Below are 26,813 nucleotides of genomic sequence, written 5' to 3' on the forward strand. Positions count from 1 at the left end.
TCAATCCTCGGGCCGCTTGTCCAGGAAGGCCAGAGGATCAAAATCATCTGGCAGCTCATCCAGCCATTCTTCGGTCTTGGCGAGCTCTTCTTCCTCGTAGGTTTCCGTTTTCCAAATCTGGAACGTATCCCCTGCCGCAATAAAGAAGGCTTCGTTTTCCAGATTGATCTTCTGCCGCAGCTTAGCCGGCAGTACCAAACGGCCTGTTTCATCGACAGTCGTCGGGAAAGACTGTCCATGAAACAGGCGTTGCAGCATCTTACGCTCCATCGAGCCACGGGGCAGAGCGTCGATCTTTTCGTCGACCTCTTCGATGGCTTCCATCGTGTAGCATTCCAGATAGTTCCGACGGTGGTCGCCATAGACGATTACAAGCTCGGGGGTGTCTCCGGATTTCCAGTTGGGATCAGAGGCCTCTAGCACACGACGAAACGAGGCCGGGATCGACACCCTGCCCTTGCTGTCCACCTTGTGGTGGCTTTCGCCTCTAAATCTGCGTGCCACTGCCTGACGCGCCTCTCACTGTCTTTGCCACCTCGGTGGCCTGAAATGGAAACGGCGAATTGAGCTGCTGCCACTGCCCAATTCGCCGCCCTCGTCCCGCCTTGCGGGGATGTCCAGCTGCGCGCGCCACCTGGGGGGATGTCTGCTCGCTCGCGCGCCGGATCTCTTCGTTCGATGAAAGCGGAGCCTGTATGAAACCTGTCTTGGGATTTTTATTGTCGGGGTCTTGCCGCCCCTATTCCCGTCCTCATCGTGAATATAGGGATGCCATGGGAATTCATGGAAATCAATAGGAATTTTGGGCATTACAGGGAAAGGCGGTGCGAATTGGGCTACCCCATCACGTTATTCACCCTAAAAAACCGGACACCACACACAAAATGTGCGACACAAACGCCTACACGACACAAAATAAGCTCAAAATTGCACAACACCTCCGATATCCCGTAATTTCCCAGAAAATCAAACAAATCCCGCACAAACGGACGACACATCAAACAAATTTGGAGAAATTTGAGGCAAGCTGTTGAGTGATTCGAGGTGCATCCCCAAGATCGCCCATGGTTTCCCATAGCAATACCCATGATTTCCCAAAGCCCACATGCGCTCTGCAGCCTCAGCACTGGGCACATTCATATTTATTGACCCAATGGGACTAAGCCGCTTAACCTTGATCGGCTGATATAATTTTGCCTCTGGGGAGGGCTTATGATTAATTTCTTTGCGAACGCGGCAGCGCGCCGCGTTATGGTATGCGTGTCAATGCTTTTGGGGACGGTTTTGACAGGCACAACAGCACAGGCCCAAGCCGCGCCTCTGTCGTGTACTGCGGTCACCAATGTAAATCTTAGATTAACGACACCGCTGTCGATCACCGTCGAGACCGGGGACCTTGTGACCATCAACCCTCCAACCGATCCATTTGACTCAGCCGGAACCGTGGGTGTCTCGTTCTACGGTGCCGCAAGCCAGTCTGTTAACGTCCCGAATTCTTTCGCGGCAATCCAAAACGGGACCATTATTATCAGTCAGGAAGCAGGCGGTGCCTCGATTTCCTGCCAACGCCCCGCGAGCAGCCTGGACGGAATTCGCGCTATCTTCTTCATGAGATCGCAAGCGCAACAAATCCAAAGATCGCTCCTTTGGTCCCTGCGCTCTCGTCGCGCCAACCAATCTGGTGTCAGCGTATCTCAGAACCACCTCTTTGTGTCGACGCATGGGCTCGACGTCAGCCGGTCCGAATTGGCTGCACCTGAATTCAACGCATGGTTTGACATTCAAGGTCGCAGATTTACCGGCACCGGCGACGGCTCTGACGCATCTTTCACCTTTGGTGTTGATCGAGACATGGGTGGCGACACCTTGATTGGTGGGTATTTCAGTTTTGGACGCATGGAGCTGTCAAACGGCACGGGCCAGACGACCACACGCTCACCTGCAATAGGCGCTTATGTCTCTACCCCGTTGTCTGACGGAGTTATGCTGGATGCGAACCTTGGATTTGGACGACCACGCTATGACGTCAATGGGGATCAGTTCACCGCGTCGCGCGTATTCGGTGGCCTGACCATTAGCGGCGATGTACCTCGTGGCGCTGCGGTTTGGAGCCCATTCTTCACCCTCACCGCTTCCAGAGAAGTGCAGCCGAGCTACACCAGCGGAGCCACTACAATTGCAAGAAACGTCGCGACCTCCGCAGTCGGATCCTTGGGGCTGCGAGTTGATGCGGCTGCGCCTATGGCCAATGGCTTTCTACCCTACGCAAGCCTCGCGGCTGACTTTGGAAGATCCACATCGACGGCTGCGGGTGGCGAGGATTTTGTCGCGCCTCGGGTCGCGGTTGGTTTCACCACGGATCTTGGCAACGGCCAGCTCGGCTTTGACCTCGACGCTGGTAAGGTGGGCAGCGGTACACGCGATGTAGGCGTCAGCCTACGCTATGAGATGACGTTCTAGCGCCTCCCCAAACCAACACATAATGAGCCGAGGTTTTTCCCTCGGCTCTTTTTTGTTAGGATCAAATTATCGCACTTGAGCAAATTTAATTTTGAGCCACTTTATCCACAGGTCGTAACCCGCTATGTTGGCTTAACCAAAAACGACGAGTGAAGCAGTTTCAAGTGACGGTACACAGCCCCGTGCAACTTCCTATTCAAATGCAAAAGGCGCGCAAAAAGGACATGCGCAGCCAGTTTGCTGCGTTGGTCTATCGCGTCAAGAATGACAAAGTGCAGGTGCTTTTGGTCACCAGCCGCAATAGTGGGCGCTGGATCATTCCCAAGGGCTGGCCCATGCTGGGCGAGACCCCGTCTGATGCAGCAGCGACAGAAGCTTGGGAAGAAGCAGGCGTAAAGGGCAAGACCTTTGATCGCTGCTTGGGCGTTTACTCTTATTACAAAACGCGCGGCGGCGGCCGAGACTTACCCTGTCTGGTCATGGTCTATCCGGTCAAAGCCAAAAAGCTTGCGGCCGAGTATCCAGAGCATGATCAACGGCGCCGCAAATGGTTTTCCCTGAAAAAGGCGGCCAAGCTGGTCACGGAACCAGAACTCTCCCACATCATTGCCTCGTTTGACCCGCGTCAGGTGCATTGACACATCCACGTCAGATCGTGATCGCGACACGCTTGATCCTTTGCGCGCAGCGGCCTAAGTAAATTCTACCTACGATAGACGCGCGACCATGATCCAATACACGCTCAAATGCTCCAATGACCACCGCTTTGACAGCTGGTTTCAATCCGCCGAAGGCTTTGACAAGCTGAAGGCGGCGGGCATGGTCACTTGCGCGATCTGTGGTGACACGCAGGTCGAAAAAGCCATCATGGCCCCGCGCGTGCGCCCTGCTCGCTCTGCCGCAGCACCTGTGAAAGAGACAGAAACCCCCTTGTCCGCACCGGCCAATCCGGCGGAACAGGCTTTGGCTGAGTTGAAGAAGCAGGTCGAAAAGAATTCGGACTATGTGGGCGCGAATTTCGCGCAAGAGGCGCGCTCTATGCATATGGGCGATACGCCAGAACGTGCCATTTACGGCGAGGCCAAACTCGAAGAGGCCAAGAGCTTGATCGAAGACGGCGTGCCCGTTGTGCCGCTGCCCTTTACGCCTGGGCGAAAATCCAACTAATTTTCAATTCATCTAGGGATATTGCCATGCATGTCGTCATCACCGGGGCCAATCGAGGAATTGGTCAGGCTCTTTTGTCACGCTATCAATCTCGAGGGGATCAGGTCACCGGTACGTCCCGCGCAGGCGGAGATTATGCGACGCTGGACGTCACAGATGTAGCTGCTCAAAAGGCCTTTGCCGAGCAGATGACTGATCAGCCTGTCGACCTATTGGTCTGCAACGCGGGCGTTTATCTGGACAAGGGACATGATTTGGACGCGGGCTACCCTGCTCAGATGTGGGCCGACACGTTCGCTGCCAATGTCACGGGCGTCTTTCTCACCGTTCAATCCCTCTTGCCGAACCTGCGTCTGGCCGAAAGCGCCAAGATCGCAATCATTTCCAGCCAAATGGCCAGCCACGAACGCGCGCCCGGTGGCAGCTATATCTACCGCGCTTCCAAGGCGGCCGTCCTCAATGTCGGTCGCAACCTCAGCACGGAATTGCAGCCCGAAGGCATCGCCGTCGGCATTTACCACCCCGGCTGGGTCAGCACGGATATGGGTGGGGCAACCGCCCCCACGACCGTGGATCAATCCGCCGACGGTCTGGTGGCGCGATTTGATGAGCTCGACATGAGCTCGACCGGGTGTTTCCGAACCTTTGACGGTGCGGATCACCCCTACTAGGCGATTCTGCTTCGCGACCAACCGCGCAAGAAAATTCTGCTAAATTGGACTTGTCGCAGCCTATAGCGGCAAGCGCCCCGCCTCGGCGGTACTTTTTGCGAAACCAAGCCCCAACAGCGCCAGAAAACCGCACCCCTGCCGGTTGTTTTCGCAGGCGCGATTGCGTAAACCGCGCTGCAATCTGAAAGACAAAAGTTAGGACCAAACGGCGATGCCCACTTTGGTAATGAAATTCGGCGGCACCTCGGTCGCGAACCTGGATCGCATCCGCCGCGCCGCCAAGCGCGTGGGCGTTGAGGTGGCAAAGGGCTATGACGTCATCGTCATCGTCTCGGCCATGTCTGGCAAAACCAACGAGTTGGTGGGCTGGGTCAATGAGACCTCGGCGCTTTATGACGCGCGTGAATACGATGCGATCGTCAGCTCGGGCGAGAATGTGACCGCGGGCCTTATGGCTCTGACACTGCAGGAGATGGATATTCCGGCGCGCAGCTGGCAAGGCTGGCAGGTTCCGGTCAAAACCACCTCGGCGCATTCGGCAGCCCGGATCGAAGAGATCCCGAACGACAATATCAATGCGAAGTTCGCCGAAGGCATGAAGGTCGCCGTTGTCGCGGGCTTCCAAGGCATCAGCCCAGAAGGACGCATCACCACATTGGGACGTGGCGGATCTGACACGACCGCTGTGGCCTTTGCCGCCGCCTTTGGTGCCGAACGTTGCGACATCTATACGGATGTGGATGGCGTCTACACCACCGACCCGCGCATCTGTGAAAAGGCGCGCAAGCTCGACAAAATCGCCTTTGAGGAAATGCTGGAACTGGCGTCCCTTGGCGCGAAAGTCTTGCAAACCCGCTCGGTCGAACTAGCGATGCGCTATAAGGTGAAACTGCGCGTACTCAGCTCTTTTGAAGAACAATCTGACGAGGCCGGAACGCTCGTCTGTGATGAGGATGAAATCATGGAATCCAATATCGTCAACGGCGTCGCCTATTCCCGCGACGAAGCTCAAATGACCCTTCTGTCTGTGGCCGACCGCCCGGGCATCGCGGCCATCATCTTTGGGGCTCTGTCCGATGCGGGCGTCAATGTGGATATGATCGTTCAGGACATTTCGGAAGACGGTCGCACCAATATGACCTACTCGCTGCCTATCGATCAGATTGCACGTGCCGAAAAAGCCGTTGAAGCGATCCGTGGCACCGAACTGAACTTTGAAAACCTGATCATCGCCGAAGACGTGGCCAAAGTATCCGTGGTAGGCATCGGCATGCGCAGCCAATCCGGCGTCGCGGCCAAGATGTTCAAAGTGCTGTCAGACGAAGGCATCAACATCAAGGTCATCACAACATCCGAGATCAAGATCTCTGTCCTGATCGAACGCAAGTACATGGAGCTGGCCGTTCAAGCGCTGCATGATGCGTTTGAGTTGGACAAAGCGGCCTAGCCAGCCGGCACGAAAATTTCTGCAGCGCGGCGCCAAATGGGGCCGCGCTTTGCGTCTCACCCCTTGTTTTTCTGCGCGCGCAAAAACGAAAGCGCTAGAAAACAGGCAGGGTCAATGGATTTGTCGACGCACAGCCGACCCAAGCGCAACTAAGTGATTTCCCCGCTTTGCCCTCTGACGTTTTCGGCATAGACAGGTCGTAAAGGATGCGTTGGGACTGAAGTTACATGCCGGAAAGATCTGACAGCGAGAGCCGCAAGCTCCTCGGACGTCTGCGCGAGGCCTTGGCCGAGGACAGCGCCGGTCAGGCGCGGCTGGATAAAATCACCAAGCTGATTGCGTCCTCCATCGGCACCGAAGTGTGCTCGATCTATCTGTTCCGCGACGCTGAAACGCTGGAGCTTTGCGCGACCGAAGGCCTGAAAGCCGAAGCCGTCCACCAAACCCGCATGCGTCTGGGCGAAGGCCTTGTCGGTCGCGTCGCCAAATCCGCGCGCATCGTGAATACTGCTGACGCCCCCAGCGAAAAAGGCTTCCGCTATATGCCGGAAACTGGCGAGGAAATTTACTCGTCCTTCTGCGGCGTCCCGATCCAGCGACTGGGCGAGCAACTGGGCGTCTTGGTCGTTCAATCCAAAGCCAGCCGCGATTATTCCTCGGATGAAGTCTATGCACTTGAGGTCGTCGCCATGGTGCTGGCCGAAATGACCGAACTCGGTGCCTTTGTGGGCGAAGGCGCGGCCCTGTCGCCTCTGCACCAGCGTCCCGCAATGTTCAAAGGTGGCACCGCACAAGAAGGCGCCGCCGAGGGTCATGTGTGGCTGCATGAGCCGCGCGTTGTTGTCACCAACCCGATCGCAGATGATCCCGAGGTCGAGAAACAACGCCTTACCAAAGCGATCGAAGACCTGCGCGTCAGCGTCGATGAACTGCTCGCGGGGGCTCAGGGCGGCGACAAAGATCAGGTGCAGGTTCTGGAAGCCTATCGGATGTTTGCCAACTCCAAAGGCTGGCTGCGCCGGATGGAGCAAGACATTGATCAGGGTCTGACGGCCGAAGCCGCTGTGGAAAAAGAACAATCCACCGCACGCGCACGTATGGCACAGGCCACCGACGCCTATCTGCGTGACCGTCTGCATGATCTGGATGACCTTTCCAATCGCCTCTTGCGCAATCTTACAGGCCAAGGGTCAGACACCGGTGCTGACATGCCGGAAAACCCCATCCTGATTGCACGCAACATCGGCCCTGCCGAATTGCTGGACTATGGCCGGAAATTGAAAGGCATCGTGCTGGAGGAAGGCTCTGTCGGCTCTCACGCCACCATTGTTGCGCGGGCCTTGGCGATCCCCTTGGTGATCCACGCTGACAAGATCACCACCGAAGCACTGAATGGCGACATGATCCTCGTGGACGGCGATGAAGGCCATGTGCACCTCAGACCCGATGACACCGTCGTCACTGCCTTTCGCGACAAGACCGCCATGCGCGCCAATGCGCAGGAACGCTACGCTTCGATCCGCGAGAAACCTGCGACCACATTGGATGGAGAAACCGTCAGCCTTTTGATGAACGCCGGCCTCATGGCCGACCTGCCTTCGCTTCCAAGTTCTGGAGCCGAAGGTGTGGGCCTCTTCCGCACGGAACTCCAATTCCTGATCCGCAATCAAATGCCCGGACGCACCGAGCTGGCGGAACTTTACAGTCACGTGATGGATTCCGCGGGCGACAAATCCGTTGTCTTCCGCACGCTCGATATCGGGTCGGACAAAGTTCTGCCCTTCATGACCCCAACGGACGAGCCCAACCCGGCACTTGGCTGGCGTGCGATCCGCGTGGGCCTCGACAAACCCGGCGTGTTGCGGATGCAGCTTCAGGCGCTCTTGCGCGCGGCCAATGGGCGGCCACTTAAGGTCATGTTCCCCTTCATTGCGCAATATGACGAATATAAAGCGGCCCGCGCCGAGATGGACAAAGCCATCGAACGCGAAAAACGTTTGGGCCACAGGCTGCCGTCTGATTTGAAAACCGGCGCCATGCTGGAAACACCCTCGCTTGGCTTCGCCCCGCAAAAGTTCTTCGAAGAGGTCGAATTCATTTCCATCGGCGGCAATGACCTCAAACAGTTCTTCTTTGCCGCAGACCGCGAGAACGAGCGCGTGCGCAAGCGCTATGACACGCTCAACGTCAGCTTCCTCAGCTTTATCGAAGGCATCGCAAACCGTTGTAATACAACAAAAACCCCGCTCAGCTTCTGCGGAGAAGACGCGGGCCGCCCGGTCGAGGCTCTCTGCCTCGCCGCCATGGGCCTGCGCGCGCTATCGATGCGCCCTGCCTCCATCGGCCCGGTCAAAAGCCTCTTGCGACGCAGCAACCTCTCTGAGGTGCGCGATGTCATCAACGAGGCCCGCAACCGCGGCGACCAAAGCGTGCGGCCAGCTGTCATGGACTACCTGTCAAACCAGGGCTAAGCCTTCATCTTGCCAGAAATACTCACTGCGCAAAGCTCACCCCTTGCGCAGGTCCTGCACCTGAGGCGATGCCGCGTCGCGAAACATCGTGACCAGCTCTGGATGCGGCACATCGCCGTCTATTGACAGACGCCGCAGCCCAAAATGCACATGCGCCATTTCGCGGTAGTAATTCATATAGGCATAGTTCGTCAGAGCCCCCGTCGTGGCCCCAATCACCGGCACCATCTGCGCCGCCAGCTTCTGCCCTAAAACCACCGCCAAACGCGGCGTGACCCAGGCGATCAGCTTCTGCGTCCCTCCACTGCTCAGCGCCATACGAGACGACAGAAACGCCAGATCGGCTGCATCGTCCTCTGACAAAGGCCCGCCAGCCGCAAAGACCTGAACACAGTCGAACTTCACGTTTTCAGAAGTTGCATCAAACTCATATTGTTCGGCCACATCCTGAATGGCGCGTAAGAAGACCGTGGTGGTCACGGGAAGCTCGGCCAAAGCGGTTCCTACACCGCCCGCGCCTCCAGCCGCGCCCAAAGCCGTGGCAAACGTCGTCTGCAACCACCCCGTCTCGCTGCCACGAATAGAGCGGGACCGATCAGCGGCCTTCATAGCCTGCACCAAGGCCTTTTCAGTCGCCACTTCCAGCCCATCGCGCGCTTTTAAGGGCAATTGCCCCAAAAGCCCGTCGGCTTGCTGACCAAGCGCGTTCAAAAGCTCAATCACCAAACCACCGGCGTTATTATAACGCTCAACAAGCCGATAAAGCTCGCGATCTACATTGGCTTTGAAGTGATTGTCTTTCATCTCACGCTCCCTTTGCACTCTAGGTTGGCAAAGGTCGCGCGGTTTTCAACCCTCTGCGCAGGATTTCACCGGTCCGGCGACGTCACCCCAAGCTCCGGCAACCAACTCATATCCCAAAACGCGCGCCGGGTTGGTGGGCGGCGGCATCACCACGTCTGGCAGCAGCTCAAAGCCAAAACGGGAATAATATGGTGCGTCGCCGACAAGGATAACCCTCTGCCAAGACAGGTTTTTTGCCACGGCAAGGCTTTCGCGGATCAGAAAACCACCAAGCCCCTCACCCTGCCGCGTTGGGTGCACTGCGACAGGTCCTAGCAACAAGGCATCGACACCACCAACCCGCACCGGCCAATAGCGAATGGCACCGGCCAAAATCCCATCATCATCCCGCGCAAGCAGCGCCAAATCCGAGACTTTCTTTACACCATCGCGCAGTCGATAGGACGACAGCGCCTCGCGCCCGGGCGCAAAACAGAGATCATAGAGGGCTTCGACCTCCCACCAATCCTGCTCTGTTTCTTGCGCCAGATGGTACACCGCGACGACTGCCTTTCGATTTCGGTGGAAACCGCCCTAACACGAGGTTACCTCTTGGGCAAACATGAAGAAGGATCCCCTGATGTTTTATCGCGTGGAAGACGGCCATCCCCTGCCCCACAACCCTTTCAAGGCGATCATCTCGCCGCGCCCCATCGCGTGGATCTCAACGATTGATACCCAGGGTAACGCAAACCTCGCGCCCTATTCCTTCTTCAACGGGATCGCTGATGCGCCAATGCAGGTGATGTTTGCCTCAACCGCCAGCAAGCCGGATCAGGACGACACAAAAGACACCGTCGCCAATATCCGCGCCACCGGAGAGTTCTGCGTCAACATCGTCTCAAATGCACTGCAGACTGCGATGAACATCTCAAGCACCGGCTTTGAAAAGGACGTGGACGAATTCCAGAAAGCGGGCCTCACGGCGGCCCATTGCAACACGATAGGATGCCCGCGCGTGCTCGAGGCCCCTGCGAGTTTGGAATGCAAACTCGATCAGATCGTGACGCTGAAAGGCGTGAGCAACTTCATGGTGATCGGCGAAGTCACCGGCGTGCATCTGCGCGATGAATGCATTGTGGACGGCATCTTTGATGTGACCACTTATGAACCCTTGGCGCGTCTGGGCTATCGGGACTATGCCAAAGTGTCAGAGCTCTTTTCGCTGGCGCGACCTGACGACTAAAACAGTGTCTGCGCGATCAATATCCACACGGGTAACGTTGCCGCCGACAGCAATGTTGTCTGAGCAATCAGCGTGGCCACCAATTTGCGATCCGCACCAAAGCCCGCGGCCAACACGTGCGCGGCGGATGCGGTCGGCAGGGCTGCGAATACGATCAGAACTTGCACCAAGGGACCAGAGGCTCCGGCGGCAAGCGCGACGACGCAGACCAGCGCGGGCAGGATCATCAGTTTTGTGCCGTTCAAGATTCCCGTAAATCGATCCAACCGAGCCAAAGCACCCCAGTTCATCGTGGCTCCGATAGAAATGAGCGCGACAGGGATCGCGGCTTGCGCGAGCATTTCCAATGGCGCAAGCACCGGCCCAGGGATTTGAACGCCTGTCAGGGCCACAACCACGCCGCCAAGGCTCGCGATCAGAAACGGGTTGAGCGCGACGCGTTTGAGGGTGCCGAGGATGCCAAGCTGGCCATCGCGGGACAGGCCTGAAACCGCAAAGACATTGGCCATGGGCACGCCCATTCCTACGACCACGGCAAAGATCGCCGCATCGCCACCGCTCAGCGCTCCAATAGCGACAAAACCAAGTGCGGTGTTAAACCGCCAAGCGGTCTGCCAGCAGCCCGCGAAATCAAGAAACCGCTCAGGCCCAAAGGGCCGCGCCAGATAGCCAAAGAGCAGCCCCGCAACCAAGATCCCCCAGGCCAATGGCGCAATAGAGGCGACCTGCGAGAGTGCAATCGGACGCCCCGAGGCCGCGACAAACAGCAGCGTGGGAAAGAGGATTTCAAAGTTGAGCTTATCGAGCCCCTGCCACGCATTCTCGGACAGGCGTTTGCGTACGAGACCGCCCAGAATGACCATCAAAAACGACGGGACCAACCCGCTGAGGATCGTGACAAAGACCACCGACTGCTCCAACAAAAAAGGGCGCGCGAAACGCACGCCCTATTGATAACGGATCAGATCTTAATGACCACCCAAGATCCCGGTGCGCACGGAATAATCCGCGGCGACCTGATAATCGGGGTCATCATCGCTGTCGATCACAAGGTGGCCCGCGCGGGTCAACAGCTGGTGGCAATCGCGGCTGAGGTGGCGCAGGGTCAGTTTCTTGCCCGCCGCCTCATATTTACCCGCCATGGCCTCAATTGCTTGCAGCGCGGATTGGTCGGCCACGCGGCTTTTGGCAAAATCGACGATCACACTTTCAGGATCGTTTTGCACGTCGAAGAGTTCGACAAACCCGTCTGAGGAGCCAAAGAACAAAGGCCCTTGGATCTCATAAACCTTCGCGCCTTTGTCGGTCACAGACTCGCGGGTGGTCGCAGTAATCCGCGTCGCGTTGCCCCAAGCGTAAGCAAGCGCCGAGACAATAACGCCCACCACGACCGCAATCGCAAGGTCAGTCATCACGGTCACAACGGTCACAAGCACGATCACGAAAGCATCGGTCAACGGTACTTTGCGCATGATTTTCAACGAGTTCCACGCGAAGGTACCGATGACGACCATGAACATCACGCCAACCAGCGCCGCCAGCGGGATCTGCTCAATCAAAGGGCTCGCGGCCACGATAAAGAGCAACAAGCACAAGGCTGCAAAGACGCCCGCGATCCGTGTGCGGCCACCTGATTTCACGTTGATCATCGACTGACCAATCATCGCACACCCGCCCATGCCGCCGAAGAAACCAGTCACCACATTCGCGGTGCCTTGCGCGATACATTCCTGACTTGCACCACCCCGTTTGCCGGTGATTTCTCCAACAAGGTTCAGAGTCAGCAAGCTCTCGATCAGGCCGATTGCTGCGAGGATCACAGCGTAAGGCAGGATGATCTGGAAGGTCTCCCAGTTCAGCGGCACCATTGGGATGTGGAACAGAGGAAGCCCGCCTTCAATTGAGGCCATATCCCCCACGCGTGGCACATCCAGACCCAGTGCAATCACCAGAACCGCCACAATACCGATCCCCGCCAAAGGCGCCGGAATGACTTTGGTGATGCGTGGCATGACCCAGATGATCGCCATCGTTAGCGCGACCAGACCAAGCATTGTCATCAGCTGAGGCCCTGCAAGCCATTCACCGCCGCTCATTCCATGGCCCGTGTTCTCAACCGATCCCGGCACTTTGAATTGCGTCATCTGCGCCAGGAAAATAACAATCGCCAGACCGTTCACAAAACCCAGCATCACCGGATGGGGCACCAGTCGAATGAACTTACCCCACTGCATGACACCCGCGATGACCTGCAGGATGCCCATCAAGACGACCGTAGCAAAGAGGTACTCAACACCGTGCTCCGCCACCAGCGCCACCATGACCACAGCCAAAGCACCGGTCGCGCCGGAAATCATGCCCGGACGCCCGCCGATCAATGCCGTAATCAAACCTACGAGGAAGGCCGCATAGAGGCCGACCAGAGGGTGGACACCCGCAACAAAGGCAAAAGCCACCGCCTCTGGCACCAACGCGAGGGCCACAGTCAGGCCCGACAAAAGCTCCGTGCGCACCCGCGCAACAGACCAGCCTTCGTCCTGCATGATCGACAGGTTCGGAGGCGTGATGTTTTTGGCCAAAGCGGCGAGTGCGGATCTCATGATATGTCCTGAAATAGCTGGCGAAGTTGAGGCCGCCCTATCGGATATTGCCAAGCGCGACAAGGGCGGCGCAGGGTTTTGACCTGACGTGGTGCCAATAGAACAGGCCCGCATGGCCTCTATGCCATTGGTTGCCGAAAATATGACCGAACTACGGTTGCATCCCTCTACGGCTAGGGCCAAGAATACTGCCGGTAAGATCTGCTATTTCACGAGGGAGCCCCCGATGACCGAGACCGCCAAAGAGACCATGATTGCCGTGATCGGCGGCTCTGGAATTTACGACATCGATGGGCTTGAAGGCGCGGAGTGGGTCTCGGTTGAAACCCCTTGGGGCGCACCGTCTGACCAAATCCTGACAGGCAACCTGAACGGCGTGAAAATGGCCTTCCTGCCGCGTCACGGGCGTGGGCATCGGCACTCTCCGACCACCGTGCCGTACCGCGCCAATATCGATGCGTTGAAACGGCTTGGCGTGACCGATGTGATCTCTGTCTCGGCCTGCGGTTCGTTCCGCGAGGCGATGGCTCCGGGCGATTTTGTCATTGTAGATCAATTCATTGACCGTACCTTTGCTCGTGAGAAATCTTTCTTTGGCACCGGGTGCGTCGCGCATGTCTCGGTTGCACATCCAACCTGCCCGCGCCTGTCTGAAGCTTGCGAAACCGCGGCCAAAGCCGCAGGCATCAACGTGCATCGCGGCGGCACCTATCTGGCGATGGAAGGACCGCAGTTTTCCACATTGGCGGAATCCAAAATGTACCGCGAAAGCTGGGGCTGCGACGTCATCGGCATGACCAATATGCCCGAAGCCAAACTCGCGCGAGAAGCCGAGCTTTGCTATGCCTCCGTCGCAATGATCACCGATTACGACAGCTGGCATCCTGACCACGGCGAGGTCGATGTCACCGAAATCATCAAAACCCTCATGGGCAACGCCGACAAGGCGCGCAATCTGGTCAAGGAACTGCCTGCCCTTCTGGGTGCCGAGCGAGATGACTGCCCACACGGCTGCGACAAAGCGCTGGAATTCGCTATCCTGACAGCTCCTGATGCGCGCGACCCTGAGGTCGTGGCGAAACTCGACGCGGTCGCGGGCCGGGTTCTGAACGCGTAAGGGCGGGTCATGGATTTCACCCTCTGGCTCAGCTTTGCCGCCGCCTCCATCGCGCTTTTGGTCATGCCCGGCCCAACGCTCTTGTTGGTCCTCAGCTACGCCATGACCCAAGGCCGCCGCGTCGCGATTGCCTCAGCCCTTGGCGTGGCGACCGGAGACCTCATTGCCATGACCGTCTCGGTCATCGGCCTTGGCGCGCTGTTTCTGGCCTCGGCCACAGCCTTCACCATCCTGAAATGGATCGGCGCGGCCTATCTTTTCTATCTTGGCGTGCGGATGCTGATGAGCTCCACCGAAAGCTCGCCTTTGATGGAAAAACCCGCAAACACCTCAGAAGGCCGCGTCTATCGCGACCTCGCCTTGGTGACGGCGCTCAACCCGAAATCCAACACATTCTTCATCGCCTTCGTGCCTCAGTTCATCGACGCGAATGCGGCCTTTGCACCTCAGGCGGCGATCCTTATTGTGACCTTTGTTGCGATTGCGGGCGTGAACGCTCTGGTCTTCGCGCTTGGTGCAAACTCCATTCGCGCGAAAATCACCCGTCCCGCTGTGCTGACCTGGCTCAACCGCGCAGGCGGTGCGACCCTCATTGCTATGGCAGCACTCACGGCCACATTGCGCCGCGCGACCTAACTCCAAAGGACTCCCATGCCCAAATCGAAAACCGTCAAAGACTATATCCGCACCATCGTGGATTTCCCCCACGAGGGCATCATGTTCCGCGATGTGACCACGCTCTTTGCCGACCCGCGCGGCTTTCGCATGGCGATTGACCAGATGCTGCACCCCTATGCAGGCGAGCGCATCGACAAGGTCGTGGGTCTTGAGGCACGTGGGTTCATTCTGGGCGGAGCGATTGCCCACCAACTGAGCGTCGGCTTTGTGCCGATCCGCAAGAAAGGCAAGCTGCCCGGCACCACGATCTCGCAGGACTACAAGCTGGAATATGGCGAGGCGATTGTTGAAGTGCACGACGACGCCATCCAACCCGGTGAAAAGATCTTGGTGGTGGATGACCTTTTGGCGACCGGCGGCACCGCAGAAGCCGGCATCAAACTGATCGAGCGCCTTGGCGGCGAAATCCTGAGCTGTGCCTTCATCATCGACCTGCCGGAATTGGGTGGTCGCAAAAAGCTCGAAGCCATGGGTATGGACGTCTCTGTCCTATGCGCGTTCGAAGGCCTCTAGGCCTTCAACACCACCCCCGGGTTCATTATTCCCTTGGGATCCAAAGCCGACTTGATCGCACGCATCGTGACGAGTTTCACCGGATCGCCATAGCGTTCCAACTCGCCCGTTTTCATGCGCCCGATCCCATGTTCCGCGCTGATCGAGCCGTTGTATTTGTGGACCAATCCATTGACGATATCTTTAACGTCGTCGATCAGGTGATTGTAATCATTCCGGTTTTCACCTTTGGGTGGATAGACGTTGTAATGCAAATTGCCGTCCCCAAGGTGGCCGAAGGCATTGATCCTGAGCGGTCCGAGCTTGCCCAAGGCAGCATGACCTTCGACCACAAACTCCGCAATCCGCGAGATCGGGATCGAGATATCATTGCTTAAAATCGCGCCAATCTTACGGTTCGCCAGAGGGATGCTTTCGCGCACGGACCAAAATTCTGTGCGCTGCGTTTCAGACTGCGCAATCAGCCCATCCAAGACCAGATCACGCACTAAAGCCGTTGCAAAGATCTCTTCAAGAACGCTTTGTGGCTCTTGCCCTGCCCCCAACCCAAGGTCGATCAAAACGCACCACTCAGGCTTCTCAGCAAAAGGCTGGCGCACCTCAGGCATGGTTTCCGCAAGGAACTCCAGCCCCTCTCGATGGATCAGCTCGAAGGCCGACACGGCCTCACCGACATGATCCCGTGTGATCGCCAAAAGATCCAAAGCTGCCGCAACAGAGGGCACCGCCATCAACGCCGTGCCTTCCCCCACCGGAAGCGCAAAGAGTTTCAGGGACGCAGCGGTTATGATGCCAAGCGACCCCTCTGCGCCAATCAACAGGTTCTTTAGATCATAGCCCGTATTATCTTTGCGCAAACGGCTCAGCCCGTGCCAGATCTCGCCATTTGGCAAGACTGCCTCCAGCCCCAAACACAGATCACGTGCATTGCCGTAGCGCAGCACGTTCACACCGCCTGCATTGGTCGCGAGGTTGCCCCCGATCTGACAGGAGCCTTGGGCGGCTAGTGACAGGGGAAACAGCCGACCCGCCTCCTGCGCGGCCGCTTGAACGGCCTCAAGGACGGCGCCCGCTTCGGCAATAATCACGTTTTCCTCAGGAAATAAGTCTCGAATGGCGCGCATCCGTTCGAGCGAAACCACCAAGGGCACAACACCCTCGCCTTTCACCTGACCGCCCACAAGCCCCGTGCCGCCGCCATAAGGCACCACTGGCACCGAGGCCTCATTGCACAGCCCCACAAGCGCCGCGACCTCTTCTGCCGTGCGCGGCTTCGCCACAGCGCCCGCCTGCCCCGCAAAGCGTCCGCGAGGCTCTTCCAAATAGCGGGGCTCAGGTTCGGACAAAACGCCCGAGCCAACACGGCTGGCAACACGGTCAAGAAATGCGGAATCGGCGGGGTTCAAACTCATAGGCCTAGCCCTACCACGTCATGGGCCTACGTCTAAAGCGTTTCGCGTTAGACTTGACGCGTAAGTTTAACGCGAAACGCTCAGAACCTATTGATGTTGTGGGCGTTTCCCAATCAATCTGTGAGTCAGGTTAATCACGAAACGCTTTAGGGTTCACTCAGGAATTTCGGCTGCAAGACGATGATCGTCGGCCTGTCCGGCAGGCTGCGCAAAGAGACCTCCAGATCGTTCACACCCTCATCCACAATGGCAAAATCCTCGGACATGCCGATCAGGAAACTGTCCAAAGTCCCGCGCCCAAACCAATGCATCGGGATCACTATCGAGGACTTTAGCCGCCGCATTACAGTCATCATGGTCTGATGATCCAGCGTCATACCTCCATCGACTGCCGCCATAACCACATCAAGCCGCCCAAGTGCTGCATATTGAGCCGCATCCGGTTCGTGATGCAGATGCCCGAGGTGGCCAATGCAAAGCCCCGCGACCTCAAAGACAAAGATCGAATTGCCCTTGGTCTCCATCCCGAACCCAGAGCGGATATCGGTTGAGACATTCCGCACCAGCATCTCGCCCAGATCGACATGATGCTCGATCCCTTTGCCAAACTCTCCCCAACCCCGCAGCACATGCGGGATGGCCGGATCAGGAACAGGCGTCCAATGGCTGCTGTGGCCATGGTTCATCGTGACCACATCCGGCAGGAAATCCACGTTGCCGATATAGCCTGTGTAATCCGTCACAACCGACAGCCCACCCTCGGTTTGGATCAAAAACGCCGAGTGATCCAGATAGCGGATCCGCACAGAATTTCGCTCCACCGGATCGCGAAAGCTGGCCAGATGCACATAGCTCATTCCCGGCGTCGCCTCCGCCAGCGCGATACAATGGCTATACCGCCGCTCCTGCGCCTGAAGTGCCGTTCCAAATACCAAAAACAAGAAAACCAAAAACCGCATGATCTGCCCTCCTTACAGAAAGGATAGCACGATCCGCTCAGATTTCATCTTGCCCAAAATACTCCCGCCGGAGGCTCCTGCGGGATCCACTCCCTCAGCCCGCCGAGGTCCGTCCCCTCCGGTCGCCACGCAAGCAGGCATAGAGCACATGGGTGCGCCAGCGACCGTTGATCTGCAGATAGCTCTGCGCCACGCCTTCGTATTTGAAACCGGATTTCTCAAGCACGCCACGGCTTGGGGTGTTTTCAGGTAGACAGGCGGCCTCAATCCGGCTGAGGTCCATCTGGGTGAAGGCATAATGCACCACCGCCTCAATCGCCTCGCGCATATAGCCCTGACGCGCGAAACTTTGCCCCACCCAATAGCCAAGAGTGCCCGCCTGCGCTGGCCCACGACGGATATTGTCGAGCGTGATCGCTCCAAGCAAAGCACCAGATCCGCGATCTGTCAGAAACAATGGCACGGCCGAGCCGTTCCCAATAGCCCTCTGTGCCCAATACACGCGGTTGGTAAAGCTCTTGCGGGTCAGGTGATCCACCGCCCAGGCAGGCTCCCAAGGCGCAAGGAAATCAATGCTGCCTTCACGTTGCGCAGCCCATGCGCGAAAGTCGCTATGGATCGGCGGGCGCAAGGTCATCCGCTCTGTCTCGATCCGGACTTTCTTGCGCGTCAGTAACATCAGGCAGCGCGGCGGGTTTGGAGTTTTTCAAGCTCAGGCGCAGCCGCAACCGGCCCGTAAAGCGCCAAAGCAGCGCGGGCGTTGACCGCCATATGGGCTGCAAAGTCCCGCACGCCCGCGTCCGAGACCGCGTCGATCTTGGCCACGGTTTCTTCAAGGCCCGGCACACGCCCCCAGATCGAGACCATGCGGGCCAGACGTTCTGCGCGGCTTGACGGGCTTTCCAGCCCCATCAGCATCCCTGCTTTCATCTGAACCTTGGCGCGTTCGATTTCAGCAGAACTCATGTCGTCGGCCGCGCGTTTAAGCTCATCAATCGTGATATCCGCCAGATCCGCGACCTGATCGCCCGACGTGCCCGCATAGATCGTCATCATACCGCTGTCGGCATAGGCCCCTGCCGAGGCATAGATCGTGTAGCAAAGCCCACGCTTCTCGCGCACCTCTTGGAAAAGCCGCGAGGACATGCCGCCACCCAGAGCGATCGAGTAGATCTGGGCGGTATAGATGTCGTCGCTCTTATAATCCGGGCTCTCAAGACCCAGTGCGAAATGCGCCTGCTCAAGGCTCTTCTCGGTGCGGTATTCACCGCCCTCAAACCGTGCAGCCTCCATGGGGCGGAAAGAGCCTTTGGGCAGATGGCCAAACATCTCTTCGGCGATTTTCACGATCTCGTCGTGATCCACACCGCCTGCCGCAGACAGGATCATCCGCTCGGGGCTGTAATGTTCGGCCACAAAGGTTTTCAGGTCGTCGCGCGTAAAGGCACTGACACGTTCCTGAGGTCCAAGGATCGTGCGACCCATCGGTTGATCGGGATAGGCGCGCTCTTGCAGCCAGTCAAAGATCACATCATCAGGCGTATCCAGCGCTTGACCGATCTCTTGCAGGATCACGCCGCGCTCGACCTCGATCTCATTCGGGTCAAAGACAGGGTTCAGAAGAATGTCGCCGATGACATCAATCGCCAGCGGCACATCGCCTTTCAGGACGCGTGCGTAATAGGCCGTCACCTCGCGGCTGGTATAGGCATTGATATAGCCGCCCACATCCTCAATCGCCTCGGCAATCTGCAGCGCGTTGCGCTTTTCGGTGCCTTTGAACGCCATATGCTCAAGGAAATGCGCGATGCCGTTTTGTGCGATGCGCTCATGACGCCCGCCTGCTGTCACCCAGATGCCGACTGAGGCAGACTGAAGCCCCGGCATATGTTCCGTGACAATGGTGAACCCATTGGAAAGAGTGTGAAGTTTTACGGTCAACGCGCAGCGATCCGATCTTTGATGAGGGTTTCCAGAAGGGCCAATTGGTTGGGCACCTTACAGACCCGTTCCTCTTTGTCCATCATGTCTGCCATATGGGGTGGCAAGCCGGGGCGCGTGCCCATGGCGGCCTCAACCGCATCCGGGAATTTCGCTGGATGCGCGGTTGCCAAGGTGATCATCGGCACGCTCGACAGGTTTTCATTGCCGACCTTCACGCCCACGGCCGAATGCGGGCACAGGACTTCGCCGCTGGCGGCATATTCGGATTTGATGGTGGCGGTGGTCTCATCCTCAGAGGCGCGACCCGAGGCGAAATTCTCGCGCAGCATTTCCATCGCGCCTTGGCTGATGGTGAAAGAGCCGTCTTTGAGGTCTTCCATCAATTGCGCAACGACAGAGCCCTCTCGGTCATAAGCGTCAAACAGCGCACGCTCAAAATTCGAGCTGACCTGAATGTCCATCGACGGGCTGATCGACGGCGTTACGCCCTCTTTGGTATACGCGCCGGTTTCCATGGTGCGGTGCAGGATATCGTTTTGGTTGGTCGCGATCACCAGTTGCTCAATCGGCAGCCCCATGCGCTTGGCGATGTAGCCTGCAAAGATATCCCCGAAGTTGCCCGTTGGCACGGTGAAGGAAACCTTGCGATGCGGCGCGCCCAGCGACACGGCGGACGAGAAATAATATACCACCTGAGCCAGAACGCGCGCCCAGTTGATCGAGTTCACGCCGGCAAGTTTCACACCGTCACGGAACTCGAAATCATTGAACATGTCTTTGAGACGGGCCTGACAGTCGTCAAAGTCTCCGTCCAAGGCCAGCGCGTGGACGTTGTTGTTAGCTGGCGTGGTCATCTGCTTGCGTTGGATGTCAGACACGCGGCCGTCTGGGAACAGAATAAAGACGTCAACATTATCAAGACCGCGGAAAGCCTCAATCGCGGCGGAGCCTGTATCGCCCGAGGTCGCGCCGACGATGGTGACTTTCTCACCGCGACGGGACAGTTCGAATTGGAAAAGCTGACCAATCAACTGCATCGCGAAATCTTTGAACGCGAGCGTCGGGCCGTGGAAGAGCTCCAGCAGATAGTGGTTTGGCGCAAGCTGCACCAAAGGCGCGCGGGCTTCGTGGCGGAAACCGGCATAGGCGCGTTCAATGATACCTTTGAATTCCTCGTCAGTGAAGCTCTCGCCAATGAAAGGCTTCATCACCTCAAAGGCCACCTCTTCATAGGTCTTGCCTGCCATAGCGGCAATCGCATCCGCCTCAAGCGTCGGGATCTTCTTGGGCACATAAAGCCCCCCGTCCCGAGCAAGTCCTGTCAGCATCGCCTCGGCAAAGCTGAGTTCTGGGGCGTCCCCACGGGTAGAGATATATTTCACGTCTCTTAGACCTTATGTTTTGCGCGCATGCGGCGCAGGTAATACAGCGTCATCGCCAGCCAGACCAGAGCCAATCCGTACCAGGTCACGGCATAGTTCAGGTGATCGTTCGGAATGCCGGTTCTCGTCACCGGCAAGGGCGTCACGGCTGGGTTTATTTGCGACGTTTTGCGCGCCACGATGAGGATCGGGGCGGTATTGAGTGCAGCGGCCATGGCATCAACGTCTCGTGCGAACCAGATATTGGCGGCGAGATCATTTTCCGGCGTATAGCTGTCGCGCTCTTCCGGCCAATGCAGATTGCCCTCGACACGAACGTCCACCTCATCCCGCGCGGACGCTTTGTCTTCGGGTTTGATCCAGCCTCGGTCGACCATGATGCGGCGACCATCCGTCAGCTCGAAGGCTGCAATCACGCGGTAGATCGCGCCGGTCGCTTTAGAGGAGGCATAGACGTGGAGTTCTTCGGTCGTCATCAACCCCTCAGCGGTGACGGCGAGATAGCGATCTGCATCGGGGTCGATGTCTTCTGGCAGAGCTACAGGATCGGCCGCAATCCGAGCATCGATCTGTGCAAGAATGTCCTCTTTCCATTCCAGACGCCGCATCTGCCAGTTGCCCAGCGATACGAGGATTACGATGCCAATAATACCAAACCCAAGCGGCAGGATCAGACGACGCACATCAAGCCCTTTCAACACAGACCTTCAAAACGAAAATCGCGGCGAGATGTCCCGCCGCGATTTGCTTTAATCCTATCAGGCAGAAAGGTTCAACCTTTCGCGCCCTGATCGCCAGAGCGACTTATTGGCCCCAGACGTAGACGGCTGCGAACAAGAATAGCCAGACAACGTCAACAAAGTGCCAATACCACGCCGCCGCCTCAAAGCCGATGTGGCGTTCTGGGGTGAAGTGGCCGCGCAGCGCGCGCATCAGGCAGACGAACAGGAAGATCGTGCCAACCACAACGTGGAAGCCGTGGAAGCCTGTCGCCATGAAGAAGTTCGCGCCATAGATGTTGCCAGCGAAACCAAAGGCTGCGTGGCTGTACTCGTAAGCCTGCAGAACGGTGAACACAGCACCCAGAGCAATCGCGATGATCAAGCCGTTGACCAGATCCTTTCGGTTGTTCTCATGCGCAATCGCGTGGTGCGCCCAAGTCGCCGCACAGCCAGAGCACAGCAGGATCAGAGTGTTGATCAGTGGCAGGTGCCAAGGGTCAAAGGTCTCGATGCCCGCAGGTGGGAACATGCCGTCAATCGCTGGGCTGTCTGGGCCCATTGGGTACATTGCGTGCTTAAAGAAGCTCCAGAACCATGCCGAGAAGAACATGACTTCGGACATGATGAAGAGGATAACGCCATAGCGAAGACCGATCTGAACAACCGGAGTGTGGTCGCCCTGGTGGCTTTCCACAACGCATTCTGACCACCAGCCGAACATGACGTAAAGCACGCCGACGAGGCCGATCAGGAACATCCATGGACCATTGTCATGGAACATGAAAACTGCGCCAACAAGCATGATGAAGCCGGCAAGAGCGCCAAGGAATGGCCACCATGAGGGGTTCAGAATGTGATAATCGTGATTTTTAGCGCCTGCCATGAGTTGTCATCCCTCGTTGGTGCTGGTGTTTAGGATAGGTTCTACAGAATTGACGCCCGTGGTCAATTCCGCGATGTCTTCGGGAAGATCGATTTCATAGAACGTATAGCTCAAGGTGATTTCCTTGATGTACTTCGCGTCCCGATCTTCAATCATTTCCGGATCCACAAAGAAGGTCACAGGCATGTCGACGCGTTCGCCGGGCATGAGAACCTGTTCGGTGAAACAGAAACATTCAATCTTTGAGAAAAACGCGCCGGCCTCGTAGGGGGCAACGTTAAAGCTCGCCTGCCCTGCGATGGGGCGGTCGGTTGGGTTATAGGCCTCATAAAAGGCCAGACCGGTCTCGCCAAGGCGGACGGTCATCTGGTGTTGTTGGGGTTTGAATTCCCACATCATGTCGCGGGATTTGCTGGCGTCGAAAACCACTTTCACGGTCTGATCCAGAATCACGTCAGATCCCGCATCAGCTTGCTGGGTCACGCCGCCAAAGCCCGTGACCCGACAGAACCAGTCATAGAACGGCACCGACGCCCAAGCCAGCGCGCCCATCGTCACTACGACGCCCGCAAGCTTGAGAACTGTTTTGCCGTTGCTGTTGACGGGTTGGGTCATTGATTAGCCTCCTGTGCCGCCAAAGCGCGGCCCTCAGAGGTGACTTTCACAACCGTCAGCCCCATGAGCAAGACGACAAAAGCGCCCAGTACGAGGGCAAGACCCAGATTGCGACCAAAACGACGGTGGTGGATTTCGTGATCTTTGTGGATTGCCATCTTACCAGCCTCCGAGACCGTAAGGGGCCAGCGCCACCTCGGCCAAAATCGCACCGAAATGCAGGAATAGATACAGAAGCGAGAGGCCAAAGAAGCGTTTCTCGACCTTATGCTCGTCGGCCTCACAGGCCGCGTCGTCGCGGCGCCAGATTCTGATCGCGCCCACAATGAACAAGGCGTTCAGCACCAGCGCGGTCACGAGGTAAATCGGACCACCCACAGAGGTGAAGCCCATGCCAATCGCAATCACCGCCAGAAGCAGCGTATAAACAAGGATATGATTCCGAGTCGCCGGACGCCCGTGGGTCACGTTCAGCATCGGAACACCCGCGTCGCGGTAGTCGGTCTTCATAAAGAGGCACAGCGCCCAGAAATGCGGCGGCGTCCACATAAAGATCAAAAGGAACATCAGCGTGCTCTCAACCGACACGCCGCCGGTCACAGCCGCCCAGCCCACCATCGGAGGGAAAGCACCTGCCGCGCCACCGATCACGATGTTCTGCGGGGTCCAGCGCTTGAGCCACATGGTGTAGATCACCACATAGAAGAAAATCGTAAAGGCCAGAAAACCGGCCGCGAACCAATTGGTCGCAAGGCCGAGCATCACCACGGAAAAGACCGAGAGAGTCATGCCGATGGCAAAGGCTTCGTCGCCAGTGACTTTGCCAGATGGAATGGGACGGTTCTGCGTACGAGTCATGATCGCGTCAATGTCGGCGTCATACCACATATTCAGCGCACCAGACGCCCCGCCCCCAATCGCAATACACAGGATCGCCACAAAAGCCACGAAAGGATGCACAGACCCAGGTGCTGCCAGCAGACCCACCATGGCGGTGAACACAACCAGTGACATCACGCGCGGCTTCAGCAGTGCAAAGAAATCCCCGAAAGAGGCCTCTTTGGTCTGCGCTGGCGTATGGATGCTGGCGTCGCTCATGATGTGTCCAGGGTCTCTCTTGTCAGAAGGGCGAGCCTAGGCTCGCCCGATCCAGTTTTATGGGGCACGGGCTGCGCCCCAGAAAGGCTTAGCTTTCGGCCGCAACCCAAGCGTCAAACGCTTCTTGGGAGACGACTTCTACAGTAATCGGCATATAGGCGTGGTCCTTGCCGCAAAGCTCGGAACACTGACCAAAGAAGATGCCTTCTTTTTCCGCTTTGAACCACAGCTGCGCCAGACGGCCAGGCACCGCGTCCTGCTTTACGCCAAAGGATGGGATGGTCCAGGAGTGGATCACATCATCCGCAGTCACGCCCATAACCACAACGGTGTTCACAGGGATGATCACACGCGTGTCAGTTGCCAGCAGGAATTCGTCGTCGTTGTAGCCTGCGTTCACAAGCATGCCGCGCATTGCGTCAGAGTTTTTGAACGCTTCAACACCAGCAGCTTCGTCAGCCTCAGTGATGGTAGCCGGGTGGCCCAGCATGTAGCTGTCAAACTCGATGCCCTGCTCTGGGTATTCGTAGGTCCAGTACCACTGGTGGCCGGTCACTTTAATATAGAGCTCACCTTCAGGGATCTCTTGCTGCTTGAAAAGAACAGGCAAGGAGAACGCGCCGATAATCACCAGCACCATAATCGGGCCAAGGGTCCACGCCACCTCAAGAGGTGTGTTGTGCGTAAAGGTGCCTGGCTCTGGGTTGCTGCGGCGGTTGAAGCGGACAATGCACCAGATCAACAGCAACGCGACAAAGATCGTGATCGCGAAGATGATGTAGTTGATGAAAGTATCCAGCCCCTGGATGTCACGTGCCAGTTCAGTGGTGGCTGGCTGAAAGTTCAGACCTGCGTCTGAAGGCTTGCCGATTGTCTCCTGAGCCATTGCTGGAAGTGCGAGAAAGGCTGCCCAGAGTCCCATGAGGGTCGAAAGAATTCGCATGTGTCACCCGTGCGGTTGCGTATTTCGTCGTGTCTTATTCGGTCTTCCGCGCCATTGGCAATGGAATCCCATTGTTTTGTCGGTGCTTTGAACCATATTCTGCGCACCAGATAAAGGAATATACTTGCGGCAAACAGCCGCTTTTTTGATTTGCTTCAAAAAACCTGAAAGGCAAGCACTCTATGGCAGACGCAAAATTCGCCCCGTTTGAAACGATGCTGGATGAAAATCGGGCTTTGACCTTGCTGCAAGAGGCTACGGCGGGCGCAGAGGACGGGGAGTTATTCCTGGAGCGTTCGCGTTCTGAAGCACTGGTTTTTGATGATGGTCGCGTAAAAACAGCAAGTTACGACGCCACCGAAGGGTTCGGCCTGCGCGCAGTGAACGGCGAAGTGGCCGGATATGCCCATTCCTCCGAGATTTCCGAATCTGCATTAAAGCGCGCTGTCGCAACCGCGCGGCTGGCCGTTGGCAAGGGCGGTGGCGCTTTGGCGGCGGGGCCCTCTGCGACAAATCAAAAGCTTTACACCGACAGCGACCCCATTGGATCTGCAAGCTTTCCTGTCAAAATCGACACCCTGAGGGACATTGACGCCTTTGCCCGCGATTTGGATTCGCGGGTGGTTCAGGTCAGCGCGACTCTGATGGCCTCGCTGCAAGAGGTCTTTATTCTGCGCCCCGACGGCACACGGATTTCCGATGTGCGCCCGATGACGCGGGTCAATGTCTCGGTGATCGTCGAAGATCAGGGCCGCCGCGAGTCGGGATCCGCCGGTGGTGGTGGTCGTGTCGGGCTGGATGGTCTGATCGCTGCCGAGGACTGGCAAGCGAAAGCGCGCGAAGCGCTGCGGATCGCTTTGGTCAACCTAGAGGCCGTCCCTGCCCCGGCTGGGCAGATGGACGTACTGCTAGGCCCGGGCTGGCCAGGGATCCTGTTGCACGAAGCCGTGGGGCATGGGCTTGAAGGCGATTTCAATCGCAAGGAAAGCTCCAGCTTCTCGGGTCGGATCGGAGATCAGGTGGCCTCTAAGGGTGTCACCGTGATTGATGACGGCACGATCCCGGATCGCCGCGGCTCGCTGACGGTGGATGACGAGGGCACGCCAAGCCGCAAGAACACTTTGATCGAGGACGGTATTCTTGTTGGCTACATGCAGGATCGCCAGAATGCGCGCCTGATGGGGGTTGAGCCGACGGGCAATGGGCGTCGTCAAAGCTATGCTCATATGCCGATGCCGCGCATGACCAACACATATATGAATGGCGGCGACAAAGACCCCGCAGACCTTCTGGCGGATCTGAAAGACGGCATCTATGCCGTCGGCTTTGGCGGCGGTCAGGTTGACATCACCAATGGCAAATTCGTTTTTTCCTGCACCGAGGCCTATCAGGTCAAAGACGGCAAAGTCGGTGCCCCTGTCAAAGGTGCAACCCTGATCGGAGACGGCGCGACCGCGATGACCCAGATCCGCGCTTTGGGCAACGATATGGAACTCGACCCTGGTATGGGCACCTGCGGAAAAGCAGGTCAAAGCGTGCCAGTGGGCGTAGGCCAGCCGACAGTTTTGATGGGCGGCCTGACGGTCGGAGGCTCTGCGACATAAGTCGTCAGTTGGGCGTCGTCCAAATTTTGCCATCTTACTTTACGGTCCATTAACCAAGGATTCGTAAGACTTGGCTCTGCAAGCAGGCGGAGCCAAGG

The 26,813-nt window shown here is 57.5% G+C and carries 27 protein-coding genes; 11 read left to right on the forward strand and 16 right to left on the reverse strand.

Annotated features, from left to right (window positions below):
* On the reverse strand, positions 1 to 504 hold the full coding sequence (mraZ, locus tag HZ995_RS15925; protein ID WP_209356633.1) for a division/cell wall cluster transcriptional repressor MraZ: 504 nt from the start codon (positions 502 to 504) through the stop codon (positions 1 to 3).
* A gap of 780 nt (positions 505 to 1,284) precedes the next feature.
* Here mraZ and HZ995_RS15930 point away from each other — a divergent pair.
* The 6 genes from HZ995_RS15930 to ptsP all read left to right on the forward strand — a co-directional run bounded on the left by HZ995_RS15930 (position 1,285) and on the right by ptsP (position 8,216).
* Entirely contained in the window at positions 1,285 to 2,460 is a 1,176-nt protein-coding gene (locus tag HZ995_RS15930) for an autotransporter outer membrane beta-barrel domain-containing protein (RefSeq protein ID WP_209356634.1), read from the forward strand.
* Between the two features lie 200 nt (positions 2,461 to 2,660).
* Positions 2,661 to 3,098: an NUDIX hydrolase gene (locus HZ995_RS15935; RefSeq protein ID WP_209358296.1), complete on the forward strand. Its 438-nt coding sequence runs from the start codon at positions 2,661 to 2,663 to the stop codon at positions 3,096 to 3,098.
* A gap of 88 nt (positions 3,099 to 3,186) precedes the next feature.
* Positions 3,187 to 3,627 (forward strand): DUF1178 family protein, encoded by a 441-nt coding sequence (locus HZ995_RS15940; protein WP_209356635.1) that lies wholly within the window; start codon positions 3,187 to 3,189, stop codon positions 3,625 to 3,627.
* A gap of 26 nt (positions 3,628 to 3,653) precedes the next feature.
* Complete coding sequence (locus HZ995_RS15945; RefSeq protein ID WP_209356636.1) at positions 3,654 to 4,298, forward strand: SDR family NAD(P)-dependent oxidoreductase; 645 nt, start codon at positions 3,654 to 3,656, stop codon at positions 4,296 to 4,298.
* A 211-nt stretch (positions 4,299 to 4,509) separates the two neighbouring features.
* On the forward strand, positions 4,510 to 5,745 hold the full coding sequence (locus HZ995_RS15950) for an aspartate kinase (protein WP_209356637.1): 1,236 nt from the start codon (positions 4,510 to 4,512) through the stop codon (positions 5,743 to 5,745).
* Positions 5,746 to 5,972: 227 nt separating this feature from the next.
* The gene (gene ptsP / locus HZ995_RS15955) at positions 5,973 to 8,216 is read left to right on the forward strand and encodes a phosphoenolpyruvate--protein phosphotransferase (RefSeq protein WP_209356638.1); all 2,244 of its coding nucleotides are present in this window, start codon (positions 5,973 to 5,975) and stop codon (positions 8,214 to 8,216) included.
* 36 nt (positions 8,217 to 8,252) lie between these two features.
* Here ptsP and HZ995_RS15960 read toward each other — a convergent pair whose 3' ends face one another.
* Both HZ995_RS15960 and HZ995_RS15965 read right to left on the reverse strand, forming a co-directional pair.
* A complete protein-coding gene (locus HZ995_RS15960) occupies positions 8,253 to 9,020 on the reverse strand; it encodes an EcsC family protein (RefSeq protein WP_209356639.1) in 768 nt (255 codons plus the stop codon).
* 45 nt (positions 9,021 to 9,065) lie between these two features.
* Positions 9,066 to 9,557 carry a GNAT family N-acetyltransferase gene (locus tag HZ995_RS15965; RefSeq protein ID WP_209356640.1) on the reverse strand — a complete coding sequence of 164 codons (492 nt, stop codon included), beginning with the start codon at positions 9,555 to 9,557 and terminating at the stop codon, positions 9,066 to 9,068.
* A gap of 82 nt (positions 9,558 to 9,639) precedes the next feature.
* On the opposite strand from HZ995_RS15965, the gene HZ995_RS15970 reads away from it, so the two are divergent.
* Positions 9,640 to 10,245: a flavin reductase family protein gene (locus HZ995_RS15970; protein WP_209356641.1), complete on the forward strand. Its 606-nt coding sequence runs from the start codon at positions 9,640 to 9,642 to the stop codon at positions 10,243 to 10,245.
* Here the strand turns inward: HZ995_RS15970 and HZ995_RS15975 are convergent.
* A complete protein-coding gene (locus HZ995_RS15975; protein WP_245168691.1) occupies positions 10,242 to 11,153 on the reverse strand; it encodes an AEC family transporter in 912 nt (303 codons plus the stop codon). The genes HZ995_RS15970 and HZ995_RS15975 overlap by 4 nt on opposite strands.
* Before the next feature lie 60 nt (positions 11,154 to 11,213).
* Positions 11,214 to 12,845, reverse strand: a complete 1,632-nt coding sequence (locus tag HZ995_RS15980) for a SulP family inorganic anion transporter (RefSeq protein ID WP_209356642.1) — start codon at positions 12,843 to 12,845, stop codon at positions 11,214 to 11,216.
* Between the two features lie 226 nt (positions 12,846 to 13,071).
* Between HZ995_RS15980 and HZ995_RS15985 the strand changes: the two genes are divergently transcribed.
* Genes HZ995_RS15985 through HZ995_RS15995 form a run of 3 tightly spaced genes read left to right on the forward strand, consistent with a single transcriptional unit; the run spans position 13,072 to position 15,153 of the window.
* The gene (locus HZ995_RS15985; RefSeq protein ID WP_209356643.1) at positions 13,072 to 13,962 is read left to right on the forward strand and encodes an S-methyl-5'-thioadenosine phosphorylase; all 891 of its coding nucleotides are present in this window, start codon (positions 13,072 to 13,074) and stop codon (positions 13,960 to 13,962) included.
* Positions 13,963 to 13,971: 9 nt separating this feature from the next.
* The gene (locus tag HZ995_RS15990) at positions 13,972 to 14,598 is read left to right on the forward strand and encodes a LysE family translocator (RefSeq protein WP_209356644.1); all 627 of its coding nucleotides are present in this window, start codon (positions 13,972 to 13,974) and stop codon (positions 14,596 to 14,598) included.
* Positions 14,599 to 14,613: 15 nt separating this feature from the next.
* Positions 14,614 to 15,153, forward strand: coding sequence for an adenine phosphoribosyltransferase (locus HZ995_RS15995; RefSeq protein WP_209356645.1), 540 nt, complete (start codon positions 14,614 to 14,616; stop codon positions 15,151 to 15,153).
* Here the strand turns inward: HZ995_RS15995 and HZ995_RS16000 are convergent.
* The 11 genes from HZ995_RS16000 to coxB all read right to left on the reverse strand — a co-directional run bounded on the left by HZ995_RS16000 (position 15,150) and on the right by coxB (position 25,111).
* The gene (locus HZ995_RS16000; protein ID WP_209356646.1) at positions 15,150 to 16,565 is read right to left on the reverse strand and encodes an FAD-binding oxidoreductase; all 1,416 of its coding nucleotides are present in this window, start codon (positions 16,563 to 16,565) and stop codon (positions 15,150 to 15,152) included. The genes HZ995_RS15995 and HZ995_RS16000 overlap by 4 nt on opposite strands.
* Positions 16,566 to 16,711: 146 nt before the next feature.
* The gene (locus HZ995_RS16005; protein WP_209356647.1) at positions 16,712 to 17,524 is read right to left on the reverse strand and encodes an MBL fold metallo-hydrolase; all 813 of its coding nucleotides are present in this window, start codon (positions 17,522 to 17,524) and stop codon (positions 16,712 to 16,714) included.
* A 94-nt stretch (positions 17,525 to 17,618) separates the two neighbouring features.
* Positions 17,619 to 18,203, reverse strand: a complete 585-nt coding sequence (locus HZ995_RS16010) for a GNAT family N-acetyltransferase (protein ID WP_209356648.1) — start codon at positions 18,201 to 18,203, stop codon at positions 17,619 to 17,621.
* Positions 18,203 to 19,465, reverse strand: coding sequence for a M16 family metallopeptidase (locus tag HZ995_RS16015; RefSeq protein ID WP_209356649.1), 1,263 nt, complete (start codon positions 19,463 to 19,465; stop codon positions 18,203 to 18,205). The genes HZ995_RS16010 and HZ995_RS16015 overlap by 1 nt, the downstream gene beginning before the upstream one ends.
* On the reverse strand, positions 19,462 to 20,850 hold the full coding sequence (gene thrC, locus HZ995_RS16020; RefSeq protein ID WP_209356650.1) for a threonine synthase: 1,389 nt from the start codon (positions 20,848 to 20,850) through the stop codon (positions 19,462 to 19,464). Before thrC ends, HZ995_RS16015 begins: the two co-directional genes overlap by 4 nt.
* 5 nt (positions 20,851 to 20,855) lie before the next feature.
* Positions 20,856 to 21,548 carry an SURF1 family protein gene (locus HZ995_RS16025; protein WP_245168692.1) on the reverse strand — a complete coding sequence of 231 codons (693 nt, stop codon included), beginning with the start codon at positions 21,546 to 21,548 and terminating at the stop codon, positions 20,856 to 20,858.
* A gap of 106 nt (positions 21,549 to 21,654) precedes the next feature.
* On the reverse strand, positions 21,655 to 22,455 hold the full coding sequence (locus HZ995_RS16030; RefSeq protein ID WP_209356651.1) for a cytochrome c oxidase subunit 3: 801 nt from the start codon (positions 22,453 to 22,455) through the stop codon (positions 21,655 to 21,657).
* Between the two features lie 6 nt (positions 22,456 to 22,461).
* Positions 22,462 to 23,070 carry a cytochrome c oxidase assembly protein gene (locus tag HZ995_RS16035; protein ID WP_209356652.1) on the reverse strand — a complete coding sequence of 203 codons (609 nt, stop codon included), beginning with the start codon at positions 23,068 to 23,070 and terminating at the stop codon, positions 22,462 to 22,464.
* A complete protein-coding gene (locus tag HZ995_RS16040) occupies positions 23,067 to 23,228 on the reverse strand; it encodes a cytochrome C oxidase assembly protein (RefSeq protein WP_209356653.1) in 162 nt (53 codons plus the stop codon). Before HZ995_RS16040 ends, HZ995_RS16035 begins: the two co-directional genes overlap by 4 nt.
* A 1-nt stretch (position 23,229) precedes the next feature.
* The gene (gene cyoE / locus HZ995_RS16045; protein WP_209356654.1) at positions 23,230 to 24,168 is read right to left on the reverse strand and encodes a heme o synthase; all 939 of its coding nucleotides are present in this window, start codon (positions 24,166 to 24,168) and stop codon (positions 23,230 to 23,232) included.
* An 88-nt stretch (positions 24,169 to 24,256) separates the two neighbouring features.
* Positions 24,257 to 25,111: a cytochrome c oxidase subunit II gene (gene coxB, locus HZ995_RS16050; protein ID WP_209356655.1), complete on the reverse strand. Its 855-nt coding sequence runs from the start codon at positions 25,109 to 25,111 to the stop codon at positions 24,257 to 24,259.
* A 182-nt stretch (positions 25,112 to 25,293) separates the two neighbouring features.
* On the opposite strand from coxB, the gene tldD reads away from it, so the two are divergent.
* Positions 25,294 to 26,715, forward strand: coding sequence for a metalloprotease TldD (tldD, locus tag HZ995_RS16055; RefSeq protein ID WP_209356656.1), 1,422 nt, complete (start codon positions 25,294 to 25,296; stop codon positions 26,713 to 26,715).
* Positions 26,716 to 26,813 lie beyond the last annotated feature (98 nt).

The sequence above is a fragment of the Cognatishimia activa genome (assembly GCF_017798205.1).
GTDB lineage: Bacteria > Pseudomonadota > Alphaproteobacteria > Rhodobacterales > Rhodobacteraceae > Cognatishimia > Cognatishimia activa_A.